Origin of the sequence: Streptomyces sp. NPDC051569 (assembly GCF_044454085.1) — a bacterium.
GTDB lineage: Bacteria > Actinomycetota > Actinomycetes > Streptomycetales > Streptomycetaceae > Streptomyces.
Genome location: NZ_JBITDJ010000004.1, coordinates 332,168 through 356,579, shown reverse-complemented (window position 1 = coordinate 356,579; position 24,412 = coordinate 332,168). Strand labels below are relative to the sequence as shown.

20 protein-coding genes are annotated in these 24,412 nt (G+C 72.0%); 13 read left to right on the top strand and 7 right to left on the bottom strand.

Annotated features, from left to right (window positions below):
* Position 1: 1 nt before the first annotated feature.
* Positions 2–469 carry an NUDIX domain-containing protein gene (locus tag ACIBAE_RS09760; protein WP_399283514.1) on the bottom strand — a complete coding sequence of 156 codons (468 nt, stop codon included), beginning with the start codon at positions 467–469 and terminating at the stop codon, positions 2–4.
* A 274-nt stretch (positions 470–743) separates the two neighbouring features.
* On the opposite strand from ACIBAE_RS09760, the gene ACIBAE_RS09755 reads away from it, so the two are divergent.
* From ACIBAE_RS09755 to ACIBAE_RS09740, 4 genes are all read left to right on the top strand, one after another.
* A complete protein-coding gene (locus tag ACIBAE_RS09755) occupies positions 744–1,817 on the top strand; it encodes a helix-turn-helix domain-containing protein (RefSeq protein ID WP_399283512.1) in 1,074 nt (357 codons plus the stop codon).
* A 25-nt stretch (positions 1,818–1,842) separates the two neighbouring features.
* Positions 1,843–2,412, top strand: a complete 570-nt coding sequence (locus ACIBAE_RS09750) for an isochorismatase family cysteine hydrolase (protein WP_399283510.1) — start codon at positions 1,843–1,845, stop codon at positions 2,410–2,412.
* Positions 2,413–2,416: 4 nt separating this feature from the next.
* Positions 2,417–3,346 (top strand): FAD-dependent oxidoreductase, encoded by a 930-nt coding sequence (locus ACIBAE_RS09745; protein ID WP_399283508.1) that lies wholly within the window; start codon positions 2,417–2,419, stop codon positions 3,344–3,346.
* Between the two features lie 285 nt (positions 3,347–3,631).
* Positions 3,632–7,219, top strand: a complete 3,588-nt coding sequence (locus ACIBAE_RS09740; protein WP_399283506.1) for an AfsR/SARP family transcriptional regulator — start codon at positions 3,632–3,634, stop codon at positions 7,217–7,219.
* Positions 7,220–7,339: 120 nt separating this feature from the next.
* On the opposite strand, the gene ACIBAE_RS09735 is transcribed toward ACIBAE_RS09740, so the two are convergent.
* From ACIBAE_RS09735 to panB, 3 genes are all read right to left on the bottom strand, one after another.
* Complete coding sequence (locus tag ACIBAE_RS09735; RefSeq protein WP_399283504.1) at positions 7,340–8,194, bottom strand: ABC transporter permease; 855 nt, start codon at positions 8,192–8,194, stop codon at positions 7,340–7,342.
* A complete protein-coding gene (locus ACIBAE_RS09730) occupies positions 8,191–9,219 on the bottom strand; it encodes an ATP-binding cassette domain-containing protein (protein ID WP_399283502.1) in 1,029 nt (342 codons plus the stop codon). The genes ACIBAE_RS09735 and ACIBAE_RS09730 overlap by 4 nt, the downstream gene beginning before the upstream one ends.
* 292 nt (positions 9,220–9,511) lie before the next feature.
* The gene (panB, locus tag ACIBAE_RS09725; protein WP_399283500.1) at positions 9,512–10,399 is read right to left on the bottom strand and encodes a 3-methyl-2-oxobutanoate hydroxymethyltransferase; all 888 of its coding nucleotides are present in this window, start codon (positions 10,397–10,399) and stop codon (positions 9,512–9,514) included.
* A 238-nt stretch (positions 10,400–10,637) separates the two neighbouring features.
* Here panB and ACIBAE_RS09720 point away from each other — a divergent pair, with 238 nt between their 5' ends.
* The 4 genes from ACIBAE_RS09720 to ACIBAE_RS09705 all read left to right on the top strand — a co-directional run bounded on the left by ACIBAE_RS09720 (position 10,638) and on the right by ACIBAE_RS09705 (position 15,733).
* Positions 10,638–12,245 carry an MFS transporter gene (locus tag ACIBAE_RS09720; protein ID WP_399283498.1) on the top strand — a complete coding sequence of 536 codons (1,608 nt, stop codon included), beginning with the start codon at positions 10,638–10,640 and terminating at the stop codon, positions 12,243–12,245.
* Positions 12,246–12,374: 129 nt separating this feature from the next.
* Positions 12,375–12,983 carry a TetR/AcrR family transcriptional regulator gene (locus ACIBAE_RS09715; protein WP_399283497.1) on the top strand — a complete coding sequence of 203 codons (609 nt, stop codon included), beginning with the start codon at positions 12,375–12,377 and terminating at the stop codon, positions 12,981–12,983.
* Between the two features lie 300 nt (positions 12,984–13,283).
* On the top strand, positions 13,284–14,309 hold the full coding sequence (locus ACIBAE_RS09710; protein WP_399283496.1) for an endonuclease/exonuclease/phosphatase family protein: 1,026 nt from the start codon (positions 13,284–13,286) through the stop codon (positions 14,307–14,309).
* A gap of 170 nt (positions 14,310–14,479) precedes the next feature.
* Positions 14,480–15,733, top strand: a complete 1,254-nt coding sequence (locus ACIBAE_RS09705) for an MFS transporter (RefSeq protein WP_399283495.1) — start codon at positions 14,480–14,482, stop codon at positions 15,731–15,733.
* Here the strand turns inward: ACIBAE_RS09705 and ACIBAE_RS09700 are convergent.
* From ACIBAE_RS09700 to ACIBAE_RS09690, 3 genes are all read right to left on the bottom strand, one after another.
* Positions 15,702–17,459, bottom strand: coding sequence for an NAD+ synthase (locus tag ACIBAE_RS09700; RefSeq protein ID WP_399283493.1), 1,758 nt, complete (start codon positions 17,457–17,459; stop codon positions 15,702–15,704). The genes ACIBAE_RS09705 and ACIBAE_RS09700 overlap by 32 nt on opposite strands.
* 218 nt (positions 17,460–17,677) lie before the next feature.
* On the bottom strand, positions 17,678–18,325 hold the full coding sequence (locus ACIBAE_RS09695; RefSeq protein WP_399283491.1) for a CoA transferase subunit B: 648 nt from the start codon (positions 18,323–18,325) through the stop codon (positions 17,678–17,680).
* Between the two features lie 2 nt (positions 18,326–18,327).
* Positions 18,328–19,140, bottom strand: coding sequence for a CoA transferase subunit A (locus ACIBAE_RS09690; protein WP_399283489.1), 813 nt, complete (start codon positions 19,138–19,140; stop codon positions 18,328–18,330).
* Between the two features lie 281 nt (positions 19,141–19,421).
* Between ACIBAE_RS09690 and ACIBAE_RS09685 the strand changes: the two genes are divergently transcribed.
* From ACIBAE_RS09685 to ACIBAE_RS09665, 5 genes are all read left to right on the top strand, one after another.
* Complete coding sequence (locus tag ACIBAE_RS09685) at positions 19,422–20,669, top strand: substrate-binding domain-containing protein (protein ID WP_399283487.1); 1,248 nt, start codon at positions 19,422–19,424, stop codon at positions 20,667–20,669.
* A gap of 135 nt (positions 20,670–20,804) precedes the next feature.
* On the top strand, positions 20,805–21,539 hold the full coding sequence (locus tag ACIBAE_RS09680) for an ABC transporter ATP-binding protein (protein WP_399283802.1): 735 nt from the start codon (positions 20,805–20,807) through the stop codon (positions 21,537–21,539).
* Between the two features lie 53 nt (positions 21,540–21,592).
* Positions 21,593–22,324 (top strand): ABC transporter ATP-binding protein, encoded by a 732-nt coding sequence (locus tag ACIBAE_RS09675; RefSeq protein WP_399283800.1) that lies wholly within the window; start codon positions 21,593–21,595, stop codon positions 22,322–22,324.
* Positions 22,324–23,211, top strand: a complete 888-nt coding sequence (locus ACIBAE_RS09670) for a branched-chain amino acid ABC transporter permease (RefSeq protein WP_399283485.1) — start codon at positions 22,324–22,326, stop codon at positions 23,209–23,211. The genes ACIBAE_RS09675 and ACIBAE_RS09670 overlap by 1 nt, the downstream gene beginning before the upstream one ends.
* A 137-nt stretch (positions 23,212–23,348) precedes the next feature.
* A complete protein-coding gene (locus ACIBAE_RS09665) occupies positions 23,349–24,380 on the top strand; it encodes a branched-chain amino acid ABC transporter permease (protein ID WP_399283799.1) in 1,032 nt (343 codons plus the stop codon).
* The last annotated feature ends 32 nt before the right edge of the window (positions 24,381–24,412 follow it).

Below are 24,412 nucleotides of genomic sequence, written 5' to 3'. Positions count from 1 at the left end.
TTCACGTCTCGCGGATCGGGGTGTTGAGGACGGAGATGATCGCGTCCGTGTTCGCGGCGATGAAGTCGGCCAGCTCCGGTGGCATCAGGTTCAGCTCACGGACGGACTGGGCGGTGAACGGCACCCGGACCACCTCATACTTGCCCCGCTCCGGTTTGGCGAACTCCGTGCCCGTACGGGTGGACAGATCCATCGACTCCAGGCGGGCGGCGAAGATGTGCTGGACACCGATGCCGTCCTCCAGCTTGTCGGTGATCAGATGGACGAGCTCGGCGCGCTCCAGCTCGCCGCCGAGCTCCTCGAACACCTCGCGGTGCAAGGCCGCCTCGATGGTCGCGTCATCTTCCTCGGCCCCGCCACCGACGGAGACCCAGTACGGTTCCCTGCCCGGCTTGGTGCGCTTGATCAGGACCAGTTCGTCGCCGTCGAGGAGGATGGCGCGGGCGTTGCGCTTGACGATGTCGGTCATACCGTTGGCTCCTTCTGAACGTGGTACAGGAGAGAACGGGCGGAGGGCCGCCTGGTGGCGGTCGGTGCTCCCCGGCTCGGTGGACTCAGCATGGTGCAGACCGGGGCCGGGGCGTGAGGTACGAGCGCTGCAGCAATGCCGCACCACTGCCGAACATGCCTGGCTACGCTGAGTGTTTCGGCGTTCCATCGGACTTCGGACAGGGGGTACGGCGATGGTCACGGTGCAGCGGTGGTCCGGCCGGGAAGCGCGGCTGTTACGCGATGCCCTGCGCATGAGCCTTCGGGATTTCGCCGCGTATCTGGGTGTCAGCGATCGGACCATCTCGAACTGGGAAGGTGGGGGAGCCGGTTACCTGCCTCGTGCCGAGTCGCAGGCTGTCCTCGACACGGCACTCGGCCGTGCGTCGGACGACGCGAAGGCGCGGTTCGCCGCAGCCATCGGACCGAATGGCAGCGTGCCGCCCGTCGTCGGCGTGATCGAAGTGGACTCCCACAAGTTCCTGCCGGTCTTCATCGGCATCGAGCGCGCCCGCCGACTCCGCGCACACATGACACCGGTGGCGGCCACGGATTGGCTGGAGTCCTCGGCGGCACGTGTGGACCATCCCGAAGCGCGGGAGTGCGTCCTGTACGTCTTCGCGTGCGGCGTCGCTGTCTTCCACCTCGTCCAGCCACACGAGCCTGCATCGCTCACCGAACTTGCCGTGTGGCGCTACCGCTCGTACGCATCCGACCTTCCCTGGGCGCGGGACAAGGTCCGCGACCTCTTGGGCGAGGACCACTCCGGCGTCCCCAACCCCGAGTACGTCCTTTCCCTCTACTGGCTCACCTCCAGCCCCTGGGCCGGCAGCGCCTACGACACCGTCCTGCGCCTGCTGTCCACGCCCTCGGTTCTGGTCGACCGCGGCGCCCTCGGCGGGCCCGCGCCGTTGGACGGCTCGGTCGAGGAGTCGCTCCTCGCCACCGGCTTCGACCACCCGGAGATCGTGTCCTTCGGCGTACGGGGAGTCTCCACCGGCTACGCGGGCTGGTCCGGCGTCGCCTACGCGTCCCACTCCCATGAGCGCAGCCTGACCGTCGACGAGCTGATCACCTGCGAACTGACTGTCCAGGCCCTGTGGTGTTTCACCCGACAGATCCAACAGATGATCGAGGACGGACAGGACCCCTCCATGCCCGAGCAGTACGGCTGGCGCTTCCTGCGCGCCGCTTACTCCCGGCTCACGACGGCCCGCGCCCAGGAGACCGCTCAGCATGTCCTGATGCGAGAAGCCATCATGAAGACCAGCGGGCTGGCCGAACGGCTGCGTGCCGCACAGGACGCTCTACGCGAGAGCGTCGGCTGAGGACACGAGGCAGGAGAGACATCGGATGGACATCGGCAGCGCCGCGCTGGTCGTGGTCGACATGCAGAACGGCTTCGTGAATCACCACAGCCGCCACGCCGTGCCGGCGGTCTCCGACATCATCGCCCAGTGGTCCGCCGCCGGCCGACCTGTGATCTTCACTCGCTATTTCAACTACCCCGGCAGCTCCTACGAGCGCTTTTTCCAGTGGCACCGGCTCCAGGAGCCACCCGAGACCGACATAGTCCCCGAGCTCAGCGAGGCCGCCGCCCGCTCGCACAAGGTCATCGACAAGACCGGGTACACGCTCTTCACCCCCGAGGCCACCGAACTGATCCGCCAGGCAGGCTGGACCGCCCTCGTCTTCTGCGGAATTGCCACCGAGAGCTGCGTCCTGAAGTCCGCCGCCGATGCCTTCGAGTACGGCTACGCCCCCTGGATCGTCACCGATGCCTCCGCGAGCGACGCCGGCCCGGACGTCCACGACGCCGGACTCGTCGTCGCCCGCCGCCTGATCGGAACCAGCCAACTCGTCACCGCGGCGGATGTGGTGGGACAACTCGCTGCTTACGCAGGCGATCCGGTGCTGGAATAACCCCATGGCCGACACACCGCCCCGCACCGGTTCGCCCGCAACACACGACACCGATCTGATCATCATCGGAGGTGGACCGGCCGGCTGCGCCGCAGCCCGCACGGCCGCCAGCGTCGGAATGCGCTCGGTCCTGATCGAGCCGGACACCCTGTGCCGCAATCTCTACCGCATCCCGGCCCTGAACAACGTTCTCGGTGGCCACACCAGCGGCCCCGCGCTCGCCGACTCGATCACCGCGGAGCTGAAGAGTACGGAGCTGTGCCGGGTGGAACTCGGCCGCCACGTCATCGAACTCCGAGCCGCCGACGACCACGTCGCCGTCACCCTGGACACCGGTATGCGCCTGACCGCCCCCTACGCGGTCGTCGCCACCGGCGTCGCTCCTCTCCAGCCTCGCGACGTCCCCTGGATCACCGTCCCCAGTGGTTTCACCCTGCCTCCGCTCTGGCAGGCCGACGCCGACGGCCGCACACTTCTCGTCCTCGGCGGTGACCGCCCGATCGGCACCTTCCTCCGCGCCCACCCGACCACCGGCACCCGTCTGCTCGTGGCGTATCCCGAGACCGACGAGTACAAGATCGAGGAGATCCGCGACGACCCCCGCGTCACGCTCCTGCCCGTCGCGCACCTGACACTTCACCTCTCCGCAGGGGCCACGGTGAGAGCGGACGTGGTGAGCCGGGACGGCGGACGGCACACGGTCACGGCAGACGCCGTCCACCTCAGCATCGGGAACGCGCCCACGGCCCCGTCCGGCGACCTCGTCCGAGGCGCCGACGGCTACTGTCCGCCGACACGCCAGCACTCCCGCGTCATCGTGGCCGGCGACCTGCGCTCCGCCCGTTTCCAGCGGATCATGACGGCCTTCGGCTCCGGCAGTGAGGCCGCGCTGCACGCCTACTACGCGGCGCGAGAGCTTCCCATCAGGGACTGAGGCGCCCGTCGGACCAGCCCGACACCGAGGTTCTGTCCCGGCGATCTTCAGCATCTGGTTATGACACTCCAAGGCTGACCACCCCATGCGTGCGGCCGGCCAACTGGGCCGCACCCGGTCTCCGGTGCGTCAACTCTCGAAAATCCGGACCGTTCTCTTCCGAGCGCCTTGGCCTTCAGTAGTTGCGCACGCTTCCCGGTGGGAGATCTGCCCGTCTCGGGCACCTTGATGATGCGTTGACCGGGGCGGCGTACCGCGCCCGCCGCACCCGGGGACAATGGGCGGATGCGCTTCTGCCTTCTCGGCACCACCCGGGCATTTCAGGACGACGGCACACCTGTCGCCCTCGGCGGGGCGCGCCTGCGTGCGCTGCTGGCCGTTCTCGCGCTGCGCGCCGGGCGTACGGTGCCGGTCGCGGTGCTCGTCGCCGAGGTCTGGGACGGCGATCCGCCCGTGGACGCGGTAGGGGCGCTGCAGGCGCTGGTCGGGCGGTTGCGGCGGGCCCTCGGGCACGAGCTCGTGGCGTCGTCCGGCGGCGGCTACCTGCTGCGCGCGGCCGAGGACGAGGTGGACCTCCACCGCTTCGGACGGCTCGCGGGCGAGGGTGCGCGAGCCCTGGAGGCGGGCGAAGCGGCGGGGGCCGCCGCCCTTCTCGACGACGCGCTCGCGCTCTGGCAGGGACCGGCGCTGGCCGATCTCCCCGACCGGGCGTCCGAGGCGGCCCGTTGGGAGACCCGCCGCCTGGAGGCCCGGCGGAGCCGGCTGACGGCGACGCTCGCCCTCGGCCGGGCGGACGAGGCGTTGCCTGAACTGGCCGCGCTCTGCGGTGAGTTCCCGCTCGACGAGCCGCTGCACGCGCTCCGTATCCGCGCCCTGCGCGACGCGTCCCGCCCGGCGGAGGCACTGTCGGCGTACGACGAGCTACGCCGCGACCTGGCGGCCCGGCTGGGCACGGACCCCGGCCCCGAACTGCGTGCGCTGTACGAGCAGCTGCTCCATGCGGGGGGCTCGCCGGGCGCGCAGGCCGCCACGGCGCCGCGGATACCGGGCGGGGCGCAGGCAGGCCGGGCGCAGGCGGAGCGGGAACACGCGGCCCGGGAACAGGCGGACCTGGCGCAGGCGACCCGGGAACAGGCGGCCGGGGAACAGGCGACCCGGGAACAGGCGGCCCGGTCGCAGGCGGACCGGCCGCGGATTCCGGCCCACGCGAGCGGACTCGCACCCGGCGGGGGCGAGGCATCGCCAGGACCGGCCCACGCCTCCCGCCCCGCTCCCCACGGCAACCTCCGGGCCCGGCTGACCAGCTTCGTGGGGCGCGAAGCGGATATCGAGGCCATCGGGGAGGACCTCGCGCGCGCCCGGCTCGTGACGCTCCTCGGGCCCGGCGGCGCCGGGAAGACACGGCTCTCGCAGGAGGCCGCCGAGCTCATGGCCGGGGGATGGCCGGACGGGGTGTGGCTGGCCGAGCTGGCGCCCGTGGAAGACCCGGCGAACGTGGCCGAGGCCGTGCTCACCGCGCTCGGGGCGCGCGAGACCGTGCTGCGCGGCGCCGGGGCGGAAGAGCTGCGGGCCGCCGACCGGCAGGGCGGCGAGCCGCTCGTCCGGCTGGCCGAGCACTGCGAGCGACGGCGCATGCTGCTGCTCCTCGACAACTGCGAGCACGTGATCGAGGCCGCCGCGACCCTCGCCGAGGAACTGCTCGCCCGCTGCCCGGAGCTGACCGTCCTGGCCACCAGCCGGGAGCCGCTCGGGGTGCCCGGCGAAGTCGTACGGCCCGTGGAGCCCCTGCCGCCGGACCCCGCGCACCGGCTCTTCGCCGAGCGCGCCCGCGCGGTGCGCCCCGACTTCGATCCGGCGGGTGATCCGGCCGCCGTCGCCGAGATCTGCCGGCGGCTCGACGGGCTGCCGCTCGCCATCGAACTGGCCGCGGCCCGGCTGCGGATGCTGGGGCCCCGCCAGATCGCCGACCGTCTCGACGACCGCTTCCGGCTGCTGACCAGCGGAAGCAGGACCGTACTGCCACGTCAGCAGACCCTGCGCGCCGTCGTCGACTGGTCCTGGGACCTGCTCGACGCGCCGGAACGCGCGGTCCTGCGGCGGCTGTCCGTCTTCGCGGGCGGCTGTGATCCGACAGCGGCGGAATCGGTCTGCGCGGACGACGGCGACGCCGGGCCCCACGGCGACGCCAGGCGGCCCCACGGCGACGCCGGGCCCCATGGCGACGCCGGATCCCGCGATGTCACCGAGCCTCGTGATGTCGCCGGGCTGCTCGGCTCGCTCATCGACAAGTCCCTGGTCGTCGCCGCCCCCGCACCGGACGGCGGTATGCGCTACCGGCTGCTGGAGACCGTCGCCGAGTACGCCGCCGAGCGGCTCGACCAGGCCGGCGACCGGGCCGCCACCGAGCGCCGTCATCTGACGTACTACCGGGAGCTGGCCAGGACCACCGACCCGCTGCTGCGCGGCTTCGGCCAGCGCGCCGCGCTCGCCCGGCTGCAACTGGAGTACGAGAACCTGCGCACCGCCCTGCGCCGGGCCGTCGCCGCCGGGGACGAGCACGAGTCGGTCAGCCTGGTCCTGTCCCTCAGCTGGTTCTGGCAGATGCTCGATCTGCGGTCCGACGCGCGGCACTGGGCGGGCGCCGCCGCGGCCCTCGGACCCGACCCGTTCGCCCCGCCCGCCGAACCCGCGCCGCCGCTCACGGGGCGGTGCACGGACGGGCCGCCGCCCCTGGCCCCCGAGATTCTCCAGGAGGCCAGACGCCAGGTGCGGCTCATCCAGATGGTCAGCATGGACCACGAAGAGGAGGACTGGACCTCCCCGGAGAGGCGCGTGCTGCTGGCGTCCATCGCCACCGTGTACGTTCCCGGACTGCCGCAGACCTGCCGGTTTCCCGGGAACCTGTGGTTCTTCGCGGTCGTGCTCACCGGCACGGCGGACGAGCTGAGGGTGCTCCTGGACGAGACCGTGCGGGCGTGCGAACAGCTCGGTTACGAATGGGAGCTGGCCGGCGCGCTCCAGATGCGGGCGAACATCCTGGCGAACCGCACCGCCTGGGCGGGCGACGCCGGCCGGGACGCCGACCGCAGCCTCACCATCTACGAGCGGCTCGGCGACTCCTGGGGGGTGGCGGAGGCGCTCTCCGCCCGGGGCGAGGCGCGGGAACGGCGCGGTGAGTACGAGCTCGCCGCCGAGGACTTCGCCATGGCCATCGGCCACACCGAGAGCCTGGGCGCGCACCGGCAGGTCGCCCTGCTGCGTTCCCGGCTGGCGACCCTGTACCTGGAGACGGACCGCGCCGAGGAGGGGGAGCGCATCCTGCGCGAGGTGCTGGCCGAGGACCGGGACCTGTCCCACGTGGCGATGCCGGCCGCCCGGCTCTTCCTCGCGATGTGGCTGGGCAGGACCGGACGGCGCGACGAGGCGAGGGAGCAGCTCCACCTGGTGCGCGAGGCGTTCCGTTCCGAGACGCTCGCCGTCTTCGAGGGCTTCGTGAAGGGCGCCGTCGCCTGGCTGGACTGCCAGGACGGCCGGTACGCGGAGGCGCTGGAAGGGGTGCGCGCCGCGCTGGAGTCGGCCCTGTCCCCGATGTCCCAGATGATCGCCCCGGAGATGTTCGTGGTCCATCTGCTCACCGCCGCCTGGGCGGTGGGCGGCCTCGCCGAGCGCCCGGAGCGGGTGCGCGACGCGGCGCGGCTGATCGGGGCGTACGAGGCGCTCCTGCCCGCCGGTCACTTCCGGCCCGCCGTGGAGCGTGAGGTGATGGCCGGGGCGCGGAACGTCGTGCTGCCGTGGCTGGGTGACGCCGCGTTCGAGGCGGCGCGCGCCGAGGGCGGCGGCCTCACGATGGAGGAGGCCGCCGCCCTCGCCTGAAGTCCCGTCCGGTGGACCGGAGTCCGGATTTCCCGGTGTCCCGGTGTCCCGGTGTCCCGGTGTCCCGGTGTCCCGGTGTCCCGGAGTCCGGTAGTCCCGGTGTCCGGTCGTCCCGGTCGCTCAGGACTTCTTGCGGAACTTGGCGACCGCCAGCGGCGCCGTCACCACCGTGATCGCCGCGGCCCATCCCAGCGTCAGCCAGACGGAGTGGGCGACCGGGCCGCCGTTGATCAGACCACGTGCCGCGTCCGCGAGGCCGGAGAGCGGGTTGTAGTCGGTGAACGCCTGGAGCCAGCCGGGCATCGTGGCCGTCGGTGCGAAGATCGACGACCCGAACTGCAACGGCATCAGGACGAGCATCCCCACCCCCTGGACGGCCTGGGACGTCTTCATGGTGAGCCCGACCAGGATGAAGATCCACATCAGCGAGGCGCCGAACGCCAGCGAGAGACCGACTGCCGCGAGCAGTTCCACCACCGACGTCTTGATCTCCAGGCCGAGCAGGAAGCCCATGCCCAGCAGGATCGCGGTGGCGACCAGCATCCGGCCGATCTCGACGACGATCTTCGCGATCAGCACGGAGGACCGGGCGATCGGCATCGTACGGAACCGGTCCATGACGCCCTTGCGGAAGTCGTCGTTCATGCCGGTGCCGACCGCCATGGCGATGTTCATGCCCATCATCGCCATCAGGCCCGGGACCACGTAGTTCACGTACGAGTTCCGGTCGCCGCCGAGGCTCGCGCCGACGGAGCCGCCGAAGACGTACACGAACAGCAGCGTGAAGATGATCGGCATCAGCAGGACGTCGAACATCGACTCGGGGTCCTGCTTGATCTGCAGGATGTTGCGGCGCACCAGCGCGCCGGTGTGGCGCAGGTTGGCGCGCAGGCCGATCCGGCCCTCGCCGCCGGTGGCGCGGGCCGGACCGGGGGCCAGGTCGGGCGCGGGTGCGGGCAGCGTCGTCGTGGTCATGCCGCGACCTCCTCGGGTGCGGTGTCGGACGCGGCGGTCGACTTCTGGCCGGTGATGGCCAGGAACACCTCGTCCAGGCTGGGCAGATGGGTGCCTATGTGGGCGATGCCGAAGCCGCGCTCGCCCAGCAGGCCGATGACCGACGTCAGTTGCCCGTCGCTGAGGATCGGGACGTAGAGCAGTCCCTCGTCGGGGACGGCCTGGGTGCCGGACACCCCGTCGAGGCCCGCCTCGGCGATCGCCCGTGCCATGGCGGAGAGTTGCGCGGGATCCGACGGCCTGATCTGGAGGGTGCGGCCGCCGACCTTCGCCTTCAGCTCGTCGACCCCGCCGCCGGCGACGATCCGGCCCCGGTCGATGACCGTCAGCTCGCTCGCCAGCTGCTCGGCCTCTTCCATGTACTGGGTGGTGAGCAGGACGGTCGCGCCCTCGGCGACCATCCGCTTCACCTCGTCCCAGACCTCGTTGCGGGTCCGGGGGTCGAGCCCGGTCGTCGGCTCGTCCAGATAGAGCACGGCGGGCCGACCGATCATCGACGCGGCCAGGTCGAGCCTGCGGCGCATCCCGCCCGAGTACTGCAGGGTGGGCTTCTTCGCCGCTTCCGTGAGCGAGAAGCGCTCCAGCAGCTCGTCGGACCGGCGCCGCGCGTCCTTGCGGGACAGATCGAGGAGCCGCCCGATCATGTAGAGGTTCTCCCAGCCGGACAGCTTCTCGTCGACCGAGGCGTACTGGCCGGTGAGGCCGATGGTGCGGCGCAGCTGGCGCGGCTGGCGCAGCACGTCGTACCCGGCGACGAACGCGGTCCCGGCGTCCGGCTGGACGAGGGTGGAGAGGATGCGGACGAGCGTTGTCTTGCCGGCGCCGTTGGGGCCGAGCACCCCGAGGACGGTGCCCTCGCGCACATCGAGGTCGACTCCGTCGAGGGCCCGGGTGCCCTGGGGTCCGCCGTACTGCTTGACCAGCCCCCGCACCTCGACGGCGTTGCCCGAGCGGCCGCCGTTGGGGTTCTTGTCGATTCGCGTCATGAACACATGACACCAGCCGCCACCGACATGCGGCCGACAATCCACCGACAAGTGACCGACAAACGGCCGACAGCGCGCCGATATCCGGCGGCAGCCGGGATTTGGCCGACAGGGGAGGGCCGCCGGGCACACGACAGCCCGCCGGCGGGGGATGGCCGGCGGGCTGTCGGTCGTGCGGGCAGTGGCTGGGGGCGCCGCGAACGCGCGGACAGCGCGGGCTCGTGGCGGGCGGGTGGGCGGGCGAGGGCAGGATCAGGGGCCAGGGGCCACGGGCCAGGCGTGGCTGTGCGCCCTAGTGGAACGTGTGCTCCTCCTGCGGGAACGTTCCTCCAACGACCTCGTCCGCGAACGCCTTCGCCGCGTCGCCGAGGGTCTGCCGGAGGTTCGCGTACTGCTTGGTGAAGCGCGGCACCTTACCGCCCGTCAGACCGACCATGTCGGTGTAGACGAGCACCTGCGCGTCCGTCTCTGCACCCGCGCCGATCCCGACGGTGGGGATGTGCAGGATGCGCGTGACCTCGGCGGCCAGCTCGGCCGGTACGAGTTCGAGGACGACCGCGAAGGCCCCCGCGTCCTGGACGGCCTTGGCGTCGCGGAGCAGCTGCTGGGCGGCTTCCTCGCCACGGCCCTGGACCCGGTAGCCGAGGGTGTTGACGGACTGCGGGGTGAGCCCGATGTGTCCCATCACCGGGATGCCGGCCTGGACCAGCAGCTCGATCTGGGGGTGCGAGCGCTCGCCGCCCTCCAGCTTGATGGCGCCGACCCCCGCGTCCTTCACCAGGCGGGTGGCGCTGCGCAGGGCCTGGACCGGCCCTTCCTGGTACGAGCCGAACGGCAGGTCGCCGACGATCAGGGCGCGCTTCGTGCCCCGTACGACCGCGGCGGAGAGCATCGTCATCTCGTCCAGCGTCACCGGGACGGTGGTCTCGTACCCCAGGTGGACATTGCCCATCGAGTCGCCGACGAGCATCACGGGGATGCCGGCCTCGTCGAAGACGGATGCGGTCATCGCGTCGTAGGCGGTGAGCATCGGCCACTTCTCGCCGCGCTCCTTGGCGGCGGCGATGTCATGGACGGTGATCCGGCGGGAGCTCTTACCGCCGTACAGTGCCTTCCCGCTGTCGCCGGGGCTTGCCGCGCCCGCGCCCGCAGGCGGCTTCTGTGCACCCTGAAGAGTCATGGCCGACGGCCCTTTCGTCATCTCGAGGCGCCCTGACGGCGTCCCCGGACCACATCCATGGTGGCATCCCGGGCCCGTTCACGGGAAGTGGGCCCCTGCCGGCCTCGTCAGCGCACGCTTCCGGCCAGCTATTCCGGCCAGCTATTCCGGCCAGCTGCTCCGGCCGGGTATTCCGGCAGCGGTAAAGTCTTTCCAATACGAGACGGTGTCGTATTGGAATGGGCCTAGCCTGTGCGTCATGTCCACACCGTCCGGCGGCCCGGCCGCCGCACCTCGCATACCCGAAGCCGTCCACCGCCGCCGCTGGGCGATCCTGGGCGTCCTGATGTTCAGCCTGCTCATCGTCGTGCTGGACAACTCGATCCTCAATGTGGCGGTCAAGACGATCGCCGCCCCCGAGCCCACCGGCATCGGCGCCACCCAGAGCGAGCTGGAGTGGGCGATCAACTCCTACACGCTCGTCTTCGCCGGACTGCTCTTCACCTCGGGGCTCCTCGGCGACCGCATCGGCCGCAAGAAGGTGCTGCTCTTCGGTATCGCCGTCTTCGGCATCGGCTCGGCGCTCGCCGCCATGTCCGGATCGCCCGCCGAACTCATCGGCTACCGCGCCCTGATGGGCTTCGGCGCCGCCTTCGTGATGCCCGCCACCCTCGCCGTCCTGATGAACGTCTTCGAGCGTGACGAGCAGCCCAAGGCCATCGGCATCTGGGCCGGCAGTGTGGGCCTCGGCATCGCCATCGGCCCGATCACCGGCGGTCTGCTGCTGGAGCACTTCTGGTGGGGCTCCATCTTCCTGGTGAACGTCCCCGTCGCCGTCGTCGCGCTGGTCGCGATGGTGCTGCTGGTGCCGGACTCCCGGGACCCCAGGCCCGGCCGGGTCGACCCGCTGGGGGTCGTGCTCTCCATCGTCGGACTCGTCCTGCTGGTGTACGGCATCATCCGCGGCGGCCAGCTGGCCGACTTCACCGACGCCACCGTGCTGCTTCCGCTGCTGGGCGGCCTGGCCGTGCTGGCCGGCTTCGTCTGGCACGAGAAGCGCAGCAGCCACCCGGCCATCGACGTCACCTACTTCAAGAAGCCGGCCTTCGCGGCCGCCGTCGCCGCCATCGCGCTCGTCTTCTTCGCGCTGATGGGCGTGACCTTCTTCTCCGCCTTCTACCTGCAGAGCGTGCGCGGCTACAGCGCCCTCCAGTCGGGTCTGCTGATCCTGCCGCTGGCCGCCGCCCAGATGATCTTCGCGCCGCGTGCCCGGCTGGTCGTCGACCGGTTCGGCGCCCGCGCCGTCTGCACGGCGGGCATGGTGCTGGTCGCGGCCGGACTCGCGGCGTTCGCCCTCTTCGGCGCGGGCACGCCGGTCTGGGTGATGTGCGTGGTCTTCTTCGTCCAGGGCACCGGAATGGCCCACATCATGCCGCCGGTGACGGTCGCGGTGATGCAGGCGCTGCCCCGCGAGAAGGCCGGTTCCGGCTCGGCGATCAACAACACCTTCCGCCAGGTCGGCGGGGCCCTGGGTGTGGCCGTTCTCGGCTCCGTCCTGTCCGCGACCTACCGGGGCGGGATCGAGGGGCACCTCGACGCCGTACCGGCCGGTGCGCGGGACGCGGCGGGGGAGTCCATCGAAGCCACCCTCGCCATCGCCGGGAAGCTCGGTCCCGCGGGCAAGCCGCTGATCGGTGCCGCGTACGAGGCGTTCCTGGACGCCATGCACCTGACGGCCCTCGCCTCGGCGGGTGTCGCGGTGATCGGCGCCGTGGTGGTCGCGGTCTTCCTGCCGGCCCGGCCGAGGACGGCGAAGGCCACGGACAGTGGCGAGGCGCCCGCCCCGGCCGCCGTGAGCCGCCCCTGAGGAAGCCGGCCGCCCCGTCCCGCCCCCGTGCGCGGGGCGGGGCGGCCGGCGCACGGCCGGCGCCGCTGTGTACGAGAATTCACCGGGGGCGGCGAGTGCGGCTGACGGGCGCGGCGAGAGGCGGAACACGTGCAGGGGCAGGGTCACGCGAAGGAACACCGGCGCGGCAGGCCACGCAGTGAGGCGGCCGAGCGGGCGATCCTGGACGCTGTCGTGAGCCTGCTGGAGGAGGGTGTGCCGCTCGGCGCGCTCTCCATCGAGCGGATCGCCCGTACGGCGGGCGTCGGCAAGGCCACCATCTACCGGCGCTGGCAGGGCAAGGAAGAGCTCTTCGTCGACGTCCTGCGGGAGATCGAACCGCCCGAGCCCGCCCTGCCCGGCACCTCGGCCCTCGACGATCTCGCCGTCATCCTGGAGTCGCTGCGCCGGCGCGGGCTCGCCCAGCGCTCCTCCGCCCTGCTGCACAACGTCTTCGCGGAGATGAAGAGCCATCCCGTGCTGTGGGACGCGTACCACAGGACGGTGATCGAGCCGCGCCGCCAGGCCACGCTGGCCGCCATCCGCCGGGGGGTGGCCGACGGTGAGCTGCGGGACGACCTGGACGTGGAGCTGATGAACGACCTGCTGGTCGGCCCCATGCTCATCCGCACACTGCACCGGTCGGAGGCGCCGCTGGACGACGACCTCGCCGAGCAGATCATCAGCTCGGCGCTCCAGGGGATCAGCCCGCGGAAGTGAACGGCGGCGGCGCAGCCGGTGCCGGCCGCCCCGGACCGGCCGCCCCGGACCGGCCAACGGCGAAACGCCCCGCGGCGAAACGCCCGGCCGGTGAGACCGATCACATCCTGTCCCCGGCCCGCCCCGACCGTGCGCGTTCTGTCACAGCTACCCGCCATTCGTCCTTGATCGGAACCCGCCGCACCGCCGCCCGCGTCTCCGTGGCAGTACGGCCGTTCCCGGACGGCGGAGGAGAAAGCGCGCGGACATCCCCTAGGGTCGGGGGTGGGTGTGCACAGCAAGGTAGTGAGGGCGACACACATGACGCAGGAGTACACGGCGCGGTCGGTGACGGCGGGCGGGGAGAAACACCGCACCGGATCCCGCGTCAGAACCCTGCTCGCCCGCTGGCGCGGCGACCGGGACATCTGGCGGCGCGGCATCGTCCTCGCCCTGCTCGCCGTGGTGGTCGCGGTGGTGATGATCCTGCACGCGCAGATCCCCAACCAGATCGGCAACCTGGGCAGCCTCACCGAGACGTTCCTGCCCTGGCTCGGTCTCTTCGTCCCGCTGATCCTCGTCCTGGCGCTGGTACGGCGCTCCGTGACCGCCCTGATCGCCGTGCTGCTGCCCGCCGTTGTCTGGGTGAATCTCTTCGGCGGGCTCCTCGCCGGCAAGTCCGGGCCGGGCGGCGACCTCATGGTCGCCACGCACAACGTCAACGCGGAGAACCCGGACCCCCAGGGCACCGCTCACGCCCTCGCGGACTCCGGGGCGGAGGTCGTCGCGCTGGAGGAGCTGACGGCCGAGGCCGTACCGGTGTACGAGGACGCCCTGGCCGCCACCTACCCGTACCACTCGGTCCAGGGCACGGTCGGACTGTGGAGCAAGTACCCGATGACCGGCTCCCGGCCCGTCGACATCAAGCTCGGCTGGGTCCGCGCGCTGCGCTCCACGGTGGACACCCCGCACGGCCAGGTCGCCGTCGTGGTGGCCCATCTGCCCTCCGTACGGGTCAAGTTGCACGCCGGGTTCACCGCGAACCAGCGCGACAAGAGCGCGGACGCGCTCGGCGAGGCCATCGCCGCGGAGCCGCTGCGCCGGGTGATCCTGCTCGGCGATCTCAACGGCACGATGAACGACCGCTCCCTGAACGCCATCACGTCCCAGATGCGCTCCACGCAGGGCGCGGCGGGCGACGGTTACGGCTTCAGCTGGCCGGCCGGGTTCCCGCTGGCGCGGATCGACCAGATCATGGTGAAGGGCGTCGAACCGGTGTCGTCCTGGACCCTTCCCCGGACGGACAGCGACCATCTGCCGATCGCGGCGCGGGTCGAACTGCGCTGAGCGCGCCGGGTGGGCCCGGTGTGCCGGGTGGGCTCGGTGCGCCGGGCGAACCGGGCGTACGGATGTGCCGCCCGCAATCCGCTGTTCATCTGCCGGAACAGACGGTCTGAGAGACTTTGTTCCGTCGAGGGACTTTCCTCGGAAGCCTCATCGCGGAAAGGTCCTTCCCCATGCCCATCGCTCCGCTGCTCGCCCTGGCCGTGAGCAGCTTCGGCATCGGCACCACCGAGTTCGTGATGATGGGCCTGCTGCCCAATGTCGCCGACGACCTGGGCACGTCCGTGCCCACCGCCGGTCATCTCGTCTCGGCGTACGCGATCGGTGTCGTCATCGGAGCCCCGCTGCTCACCGCTGTCGGCTCCCGCGTCCCGCGCAAACGCATGCTCCTGCTGCTGATGGCCCTCTTCATCGTCGGCAACCTCGCCTCCGCGCTCGCCCCCGGCTACGGCTGGCTGCTGGCGGGCCGGGTCCTCGCCGGACTGCCGCACGGCGCGTTCTTCGGTGTCGGCGCGGTCGTCGCCGCCCGGCTGGCGCCCGAGGGCCGGCAGGCGCGGGCCGTGGCCACGATGTTCCTCGGGCTGACGGTCGCGAACATCGTCGGCGTTCCCGCCGCCACCCTGCTCGGCCAGAACCTCGGCTGGCGTGCCACCTTCCTCGTCGTCACCGCGATCGGCCTGCTGGCGCTGGCCGCGCTCGCCCGGCTCATCCCGTACGCACCCGTCGACGCGCACCAGAGCCTCGGCCGGGAACTGCGCGCTCTCGGCAACCGCCAGGTGCTGTTGGGTCTCGCCACCGCCGTCTTCGGCTTCGGCGGGGTCTTCGCCGTGTACGCGTACCTCGCCTCGATGACGACCGAGGTCATGGGCTTCGGCGAGTCGTCCGTCACGCTGGTCCTGGCGCTCTTCGGCGTCGGTATGACGCTCGGCGCCCTGGCAGCGGGACCGCTCACCGACCGGGCGCCGCGTCCCACGCTCTACGGGTCGCTCGGCGCCCTCGCCGTCGTGCTGGTCGCCTTCCGGTTCACGGTGCATGTGCAGTGGGCGGCGCTGGTGACCGTGGTGCTGCTGGGCGCGGTCGGCTTCCTGACGACGACTCCGCTCCAGATGCTCGTCATGCGGAAGGCCAAGGACGCTCCCACCCTCGCGGCCGCCTCCAACCACTCCGCCTTCAACCTCGCCAACGCGGGCGGTGCCTGGCTCGGCGGCGCCGCGATCGCGGCCGGCTGGGGCTGGATGTCACCGACCCTGGTCGGCGCGGTGCTCGCGGTCGCCGGCCTGGCGATCGCGGTGACGGCCGGAGCGCTGGACCGGCCGGGCCGGGACCGGCAGGACACGCCGGCGGGGGCCTCCCGCGTCGTCGCGGAAGGCCCCCGGGCGCGGCAGGAGCGCGGGCTCAGCCCGTCGTCTCCCGCCAGCGGTTCGTGATCGGCAGCCGCCGGTCCTTGCCGAAGCCCTTCGCCGAGATCTTGGTGCCCGGCGGGTACTGGCGCCGCTTGTACTCCGCCACATCCACCATCCGGAGCGTCTTCGTGACCAGCGCGTCGTCGAAGCCCGCCGCGACGATCGCGTCCTTGCCCTGGTCGCGGTCGACGTACAGCTCCAGGATCCCGTCCAGTACGTCGTAGTCCGGCAGCGAGTCCGTGTCGACCTGGCCGGGGCGCAGTTCGGCGCTGGGCGGCTTGGAGATCGAGGCCTCCGGGATGGGCGGCGTCTGGCCACGCTGCTCGGCTGCGCGGTTGCGCCAGCGGGCGAGCCGGAAGATGGACGTCTTGTAGACGTCCTTGATCGGGCCGTACGCGCCGACCGAGTCGCCGTACAGCGTCGAGTAGCCGACCGCCAGCTCGGACTTGTTGCCCGGCGCGAGCACGATCTGGCCCTCCTGGTTGGAGACGGCCATCAGCAGGGTGCCGCGCAGCCGCGACTGGAGGTTCTCCTCCGCGAGCCCGGTGAGCCCCAGCGAGTCCATGTACGCGTCGAACATCGGCTCGATCGCGACGGTACGGAAGTTGAGCCCGGTACGCCGGGCCAGCTCGGCCGCGTCGTCCTTGGAGTGGTCCGAGGAGTACTTGGACGGCATGGAGATGCCGTACACGTCCTGTGCGCCGAGCGCGTCACAGGCGATGGCGGCGACGAGCGCGGAGTCGATACCGCCGGAGAGCCCTATGAGTACGGACCGGAAGCCGTTCTTCGCGGCGTACGCGCGCAGGCCCACGACGAGTGCCGAGTAGACCTCCTCGTCGTCCTCCAGGCGCTCGGCGTAACCGCCGGACAGCTCGGGCTCGTACGCCGGGAGGGGCTCCTCGGACAGGATGACCCGGTCGATCCGCAGCCCGTCGTCCACGACGCCCGACGGTGGCTCGGCGGCAGCGGCCGGCAGGTCCAGGTCCAGGACCACCGAGCCCTCCGCGAACTGCGGCGCGCGGGCGATGACCTCGCCGTCCTTGTCGACGACGATCGAGTCACCGTCGAAGACCAGCTCGTCCTGGCCGCCGATCATCGCGAGGTACGCGGTGGTGCAGCCGGCTTCCTGGGCGCGCTTGCGCACCAGGTCGAGACGGGTGTCGTCCTTCTCCTTCTCGTACGGGGAGGCGTTGATGGACAGCAGCAGCCCGGCCCCGGCGGACCGGGCGGCCGGCACGCGCCCGCCGTCCTGCCACAGGTCCTCGCAGATCGCCAGCGCGATGTCGATGCCGTGGACGCGTACGACGGGCATGGTGTCGCCGGGCACGAAGTACCGGAACTCGTCGAAGACGCCGTAGTTCGGCAGGTGGTGCTTGGCGAAGCTCAGCACGACCGCGCCCCGGTGCAGCACGGCGGCGGCGTTCTGCGGCGCTCCGGCCGGCTGCCCGTACCGGGGCTGGGCCTTCTCGGAGCGGTCCAGGTAGCCGACGATGACGGGCAGCTCCCCGAAGCCCTCCGCGTCGAGCCGGACCGCGAGCGCGCGCAGGGCGGCCCGGGACGCCTCGACGAAGGACGACCGCAGGGCCAGGTCCTCGACGGGGTAGCCGGTCAGCACCATCTCGGGGAACGCGACGACATGCGCTCCCTGCTCGGCGGCGTGCCGGGTCCAGTGCATGATCGCCTCGGCGTTCGCGGCGAGATCGCCGACGGTCGAGTCGATCTGATTCAGGGCGAGGCGTAGTTGAGGCACCCGGTCAGTGTAATCGTCTGTCTGACACGATGCGGGTGGCCCGGGGCACGGCGGTACGCCTCGCAGGTACCCCGCCGGACCGCCTCGGGGGTACGGCCGGACCGCCTCGGCGGCCGTGGCCGTCCGGCGGGCCCGAGCCGCCGTCGTTTCCCCGAGATCCCGTGGTTTCCCGAGGTCCCTGGTGTCCCCGCGGCCCTGTCCAGATCCTCCGTGGTCCGTTACGGCGTCGCGTGGTCCGGTACGAGCACTTCCGGGCCGGTCGCGGCCCGCACCTGCTCCGGTGTGACGCCCGGCGCCGTCTCCACCAGCACCAGGCCGTCAGGGGTGACGTCGAGGACGGCCAGGTCGGTCACGATGCGGTGGACCACGCCCCGGCCGGTGGCGGGCAGGGAGAGCTCCTCGACGATCTTGGGCGATCCGTCACGGGCGGTGTGCTCCATGACCACGATCAGCCGGCGGGCGCCGTGGACCAGGTCCATCGCGCCGCCCATGCCCTTGACCATCTTCCCGGGGATCATCCAGTTCGCGAGATCACCCCGCGCGGAGACCTGCATGGCGCCGAGGACGGAGACGTCGATCCGGCCGGCCCGGATCATGCCGAAGGAGAAGGCGGAGTCGAAGTACGCGGCGCCGGGGGCCACGGTCACGGTTTCCTTTCCCGCGTTGATCAGGTCCGGGTGCTCCGTGCCCTCGTACGGATACGGGCCGACGCCCAGGATGCCGTTCTCCGAGTGCAGGACGACATGCACACCGGCGGGCAGGTGGTTCGGGATGAGAGTCGGCAGGCCGATGCCCAGATTCACGTACTGGCCGTCCCTGAGCTCCCGGGCGGCGCGGGCGGCGAGCTGGTCGCGGTCGAGCGGCATGATCAGTTCTCCTCGGCGGCGGCGGTGATGACGGCGGTGATGACGGCGGGGCGGGCGGCGGGGCGGGCGGCGGGGCGGACCGTACGGCGCTCGATACGCCGGTCGGAGGCGTCGGCGGCGACCACACGGTCCACGTACACGCCCGGCAGGTGGACGGCGTCCGGGTCCAGTTCGCCGGGCTCGACGATCTGCTCCGCCTCCACCAGGGTGATCCGCCCGGCCATCGCGCTCAGCGGATTGAAGTTGCGGGCGGCGGCGTGGAAGACGCAGTTGCCGTGCCGGTCCGCGACCGCCGCCCGGACGAGGGCGTAGTCGGCGGTGATGGCCTCCTCCAGGAGGTAGCTGCGGCCCCCGAACTCCCGTACCTCCTTGGGCGGGGAAGCAACCGCGACCGATCCGTCCGCCGCGTACCGCCAGGGCAGGCCGCCCTCCTCGATCTGCGTGCCCACCCCGGCCGGGGTGAAGAAGGCCGGGACCCCGGAGCCGCCGGCGCGCAGCCGCTCGGCGAGCGTTCCCTGCGGGGTGAGTTCCACCTCCAGCTCACCGGCCAGGTACTGCCGGGCGAATTCCTTGTTCTCCCCGACGTACGAGGACGTCATCCGGGAGATCCGGCCGGCCCGCAGCAGCAGGCCCAGACCCCAGTCGTCCACACCGCAGTTGTTGGACACCACGTGCAGGCCCGAGACGCCGGTCTCGCCGACCGCGGCGATCAGCGCCGACGGGATGCCGCACAGGCCGAAGCCGCCGACGGCGAGGGTCGCCCCGTCGGAAATGTCCGCCACCGCTTGCGCGGCGGAGCCCAGCACCTTGTCCATGCGATCGCCTTTCACGTGGGTTTCCCCGCTCGGAGGCCCGTCCACGCGCGGTTCTCTCCGCGCCGTGGTGTCCGGGCGGCCCCACCCTTCCGGCAGGCGGACCGGCTTGGCCATGTGGTCCGCTCCCATGGACAGGTCGTCAGAAGCGGTTGTCAGCCACATGTCCGGTACGGCGTGGTACTCCTACGGTTCGGAAATCACCCACCACGATTCGACCGCCGCTGTGGAGCCGCACTCCTCCGGCCGGCGGCGGACTCCGTAAGACTCCAGGAGCCGGTCAGATGCCTTCCAGCGCACAGGGCACCAGAAACACGTTCACCAGCAGATCCATACGCGCGTTCTCGTTGCTGGCCGCCGGCGCCCTGCTCGCCGGCTGCGCCGCCGCCGGAACGGCCGGCTCCGACAGCGCGTCGGCGGGCGGCGAGGACTCCGCCCCCGTCAAGGTGGGCATGGTCTACTCCCGTACCGGACCGCTCGCGGCCTACGGCAAGCAGTACCAGGAAGGCTTCACGGCGGGCCTGGACTACGCCACGCACGGCACCGGCAAGGTCGCCGGACACCCCATCGAGGTCACCGAGCAGGACGACACGGGGGACCCGGCGAAGGCCGTCGCCGAGGCCAAGAGCCTGATCGGCAAGGGCTACAAGATCCTCGCCGGGTCCACCGACTCCGGTGTGGCCCTCCAGATGGCTCCGCTGGCCGCGCAGAACCGCGTCCTGTTCATCAGCGGGACCGCCGCCACCGACGCCGTCACCGGGGTCAACGCGTACACGTTCCGCTCGGGCCGCCAGTCGTACCAGGACATCCTCACCGCGGGCACGATGCTCGGCGACGCCAAGGGCAAGAAGGTGACGGTCCTGTCGCAGAACTCCGCGTTCGGGCAGGCCAACGTGGCCGCCGTGAAGGCCGTTCTGGGCGCGCAGGGCGCGACGGTGGGATCGGTGCTCGCACCGCCGAGCGCCGGTGACCTCACCCCGTTCGCGCGTCAGGTCAAGGCGGGCAAGCCGGACCTGGTCTTCGTCGCCTGGGCCGGGGCGAGCGCACCGGCGCTGTGGACGGCGCTGGACCAGCAGGGCGTCCTCGACGCCGGCAAGGTGGTGACCGGGCTGGCGGGCACCGCCTCGTACCCGATCTTCGGCGGCGCGGGCGACAAGGTGTCCTTCCTCGCCCACTACTTCCCGGGAGCGGGCGGCGGTAACCCGGTCGAGACGGCGATGCTCGACAGCATCACCAAGGCCGGAGGCACGCCCGACCTGTTCAGCCCGGACGGATTCACCGCCGCGCAGATGATCGTGCGGGCCATCGAGTCCGGCAGCGCCCAGGACACCGGCGCGATGGTCAAGGCGCTGGAGGGCTGGACCTTCGAAGGACCCAAGGGCTCCGAGCAGGTACGCGCCGAGGACCACGCCCTGCTCCAGCCGATGTTCACGGCGAAGCTCACGGGCACCGGCGCCGCCGCCAAGCCCGAACTGGCCGGCTCCCTCGCGATGTCGGCCGTCACGCCCCCGGCGACGAAGCGGGCGGGCTGAGCGGTGAGCTCCACGCACAGAGCACCACAGGGGGTGGGGGGCGCCGCGACCACGGGCGGCGCCCCCGCCCCCGGGGCCGCGCCCGCTTCCGCCGCTGCCCCCGGGGCCCCCGCTTCCGCCGTCGCTCCCGCTCCCGTGATCCGGCTGCGCGACCTCGGCTGGACCGTCGGGGGAGCGACCATCGTCGAGGACGTGTCCCTCGATGTCCGCGAGGGCGAGTTCGTGGCCTTCATCGGCCCCAACGGAGCCGGAAAGACGTCTCTGTTCAACCTGATCAGCGGGGTCAACCCGGCCTCCCGGGGCACGGTCGAACTCGACGGCACCGACATCACCGCCGAGCCCGTGGCCACCCGCGCCCGACGAGGACTCGGCCGCACCTTCCAGACGTCCAGCCTGTGGCCGGGCATGACCGTCGCCGACCATGTGCGGCTCGCCGCCCAGGCAGCCACGGGGGGCTCGTACCGGATCTGGCGCCGCGCCTCCGGCTACCAGGCCCAGGTCAGGGGCGTACTGGACCGTACGGGCCTCGGCCACCGCGCCGAAGCCCTGGCCGGGGCGCTGTCCCACGGCGAGAAGCGCAAGCTCGAACTGGCCGTGCTGCTCGTCGGCGAGCCGCGCCTGATGCTCCTGGACGAACCGATGGCCGGGGTGAGCGCCGAGGAGGTGCCCGCCCTGACCGACCTGATCCGCTCCCTGCACCGCGACGAGGGCCGCACCGTCCTCATGGTGGAACACCACATGGACGTCCTGCTGGGCCTGGCCGACCGGATCGCCGTGATGCACCACGGCACCCTGCTCGCCCTGGACACACCGGCGGCCGTCATGTCCGACGCCACCGTGCAGCAGGCCTACCTCGGGGAGGCGCTGTGACCGCGCGGACCACACCGGCGCCGTCCACCGCGCCCACCACACCGCACGCGGCCCTGCTCGCCGTCCGCGACCTGCGGGTCGTCATCGGCGACCGGCACATCCTGCACGGCGTCGACCTCGATGTCGCCGCCGGCGGGGTCACCGCCCTGCTGGGCCGCAACGGCGCCGGCAAGACGACCACCGTGCGCGGCGTCCTCGGCCTCGTCCCGCGCACCGGCAGCGTCCTGCTCGACGGCGAGGAGACCGTACGCCTCGCCACCCACGCCCTGGTCCGCCGGGGAATCGGTTACGCCCCCGAGGACCGGGGCGTCTTCGCCGGGCTCACCGTCGCGGAGAACCTGCGCCTGGCCGAGCGCGCCGGCGCCGGCGAACCCGCGTACCCGCTGGTGTACGAGCTGTTCCCGGAGCTGAGGCAGCGCGCCAAGCAGGCCGCGGGGACGCTCTCCGGCGGCCAGCAGCAGATGGTGGCCATCGCCCGCACCCTGCTCAACGGCAACCGCCTGATCATCGCCGACGAACCCACCAAGGGCCTCGCGCCCAAGGTGGTCACCGAGGTCGCCCAGGTACTGGAACGCGCCGCCGAGGCCGTCCCGATCCTGCTGGTCGAGCAGAACCTCGCCATGGTGCGCCGGCTCGCCGAGCACTGTGTCGTCCTCGCCGACGGCCGTACCTCCTACCAGGGCGCCGCCGCCGAGTTGCTCGCCGACGCCGAGGCCACCCGCCGGCTGCTGGGCGTCGGCCGCCACGAACACCCTCCCGTACGGACCGAAGGGGCGGGCGCCTGATGTCCACCGTCGTCCTGCTCACCCTCACCGGACTGGGACTGGGAGCGCTGTACTTCCTGGTCGCCTCCGGCCTCTCGCTGATCTTCGGCCTGATGGACGTGCTGAACTTCGCCCATGGCGCGCTGCTGTCCATCGGCGCCTACGGCACCTGGTGGGCCGCCTCCGGGCACCTGCCCGGCGCCGGGCCCGGCGGCCTCGGCTTCGTCCTCGCGGTCGTCTTCGGGACCGCCGTCGGCACCCTCGCCGCCGTCGTCCTCGAACTCGCCGTGATCCGGCCGCTGTACGCCCGTCCCCGCGAACAGGTCCTGGCCACCGTCGGCGTCGGTCTCGCCATTCCGGCGCTGCTGTCGGCGATCTGGGGCTCGGACGCCCGCCCCTTCCCCGGGCCGGAGGCCCTGTCCGGCACCTTCGGGCTGCTGGGCGCCCGTATCCCCGTGAACCGGCTGGTGCTGATCGGCGCCGCCCTGGTCGTCCTCGTCGCCCTCAAGCTCTTCCTCTCCGGCACCCGGCACGGCCTCGTCGTCCGGGCCGGGGTCGAGGACCGGGCGATGGTCACCGCCCTCGGCATCGACGTACGCAAGGCCTTCACCCTGGTCTTCGCCATCGGCGGGGCGGCGGCGGCCCTCGCGGGTGCGCTCAGCGGCCTCTACTTCGGGTCCGTCGACCCCGGCCAGGGCACCTCGCTGCTCATCTTCGCCTTCGTGGTGGTCGTGATGGGCGGGATGGGATCGGTCACCGGAGCCGCGCTGGCATCCGTCGGCGTCGGGCTCGTCCAGCAGTTCGCCAACTACTACACCACCGCCGGGCTCGGCGACCTCTCCGTCGTCGTCCTGCTCGCCGCGCTGCTGCTCGTCCGGCCGCGCGGCCTCACCGGGAGACTCGCGTGACCACCGCCCACCAGACAGACGACCTCCAGGCCCCCGGCGACACGCTCTCCGGCGGCCCGCTCCCCGGTGGCCCGCCGCCCGGCACGGCCGACGGCGGGCGGCCGCGCCGCGTCACCCGGTGGTGGCCCGCCGCCGCCCTGCTGGCGCTGCTCGCCGCGCCGTACAGCGCGCTGCCCCTGCCAGGACTGCTGGACGGGCCGATCGGCAGTCCTGGCAGCCTCCAACTGCTCGCCATGTGCCTGCTCTTCGGCGCCCTGGCCACCGGTTACGACCTGCTGCTCGGCCGCACCGGGCTGCTCTCCTTCGGCCACGCCCTGTACTTCGCGGCCGGGACGTACGCCACCAACACGATCATGCTCGAAGCCGGTTTCTCCTTCGCCGTCTCGGCCCTGCTCGGGCTGCTCTTCGGAGTGGCGCTCGCCGCGCTGCTCGGCTCGGTCAGCCTGCGGGTGAGCGGCATCGGGTTCTCCATGGTGACCCTCGCCTTCGCCCAGGCCGGATCGATCCTCGTGGAACGCGACCCGGGCGGCATCACGGGCGGCGAGGAAGGCCGGGCGGTCCCGGCGGAGTCGCTGCCCGGCGCCCTGGTCGGCATCGAACACACCGTCAACCTGTACTGGATAGCCCTGGCCTACCTGATCTTCACCCTGGCGGCCGTCCACTGGGCGGTCCGCTCGCCCACCGGGCGCGTCTGGGAGGGCATCAAGGAGAACGAACGCCGGGTGGAGGTGCTCGGGCTGCGGCCGTACGGCTTCAAGCTCGTCGCCTTCGTGCTGGCCGGCGCCCTCGCGGCCCTTGGCGGCATCGTCTACCTGCTGCTGACCGGCGGCGCCACCCCGCAGGCGACGACCTCGGACTTCACCCTCTCGCTGCTGGTGATGGTGGTCCTGGGCGGCTCCGGGACCCGCTGGGGGCCGCTGATCGGCGGTGTCCTGTACACCTGGGCCGATCACCGGCTGGGCGACCTGGCCGGCTCCGACGCGGTCGCCGGGCTGCCCGCCGTGCTGCGCGTGCCCCTCTCCCAGCCGCTGTTCCTGCTCGGCGCGCTCTTCGTCGTGGTGGTCTACGTGCTGCCGGGCGGGGTGGTGCGCCTGCCGGAGCGGATACGGTCCGCCGGTGCGGCCCGTAAGGGGTCGGGCAGCGGTGACCACCAGGAGGCGGGCGCGTGACGGCGTACGAGGAGACCAGGCCGTACGAGGAG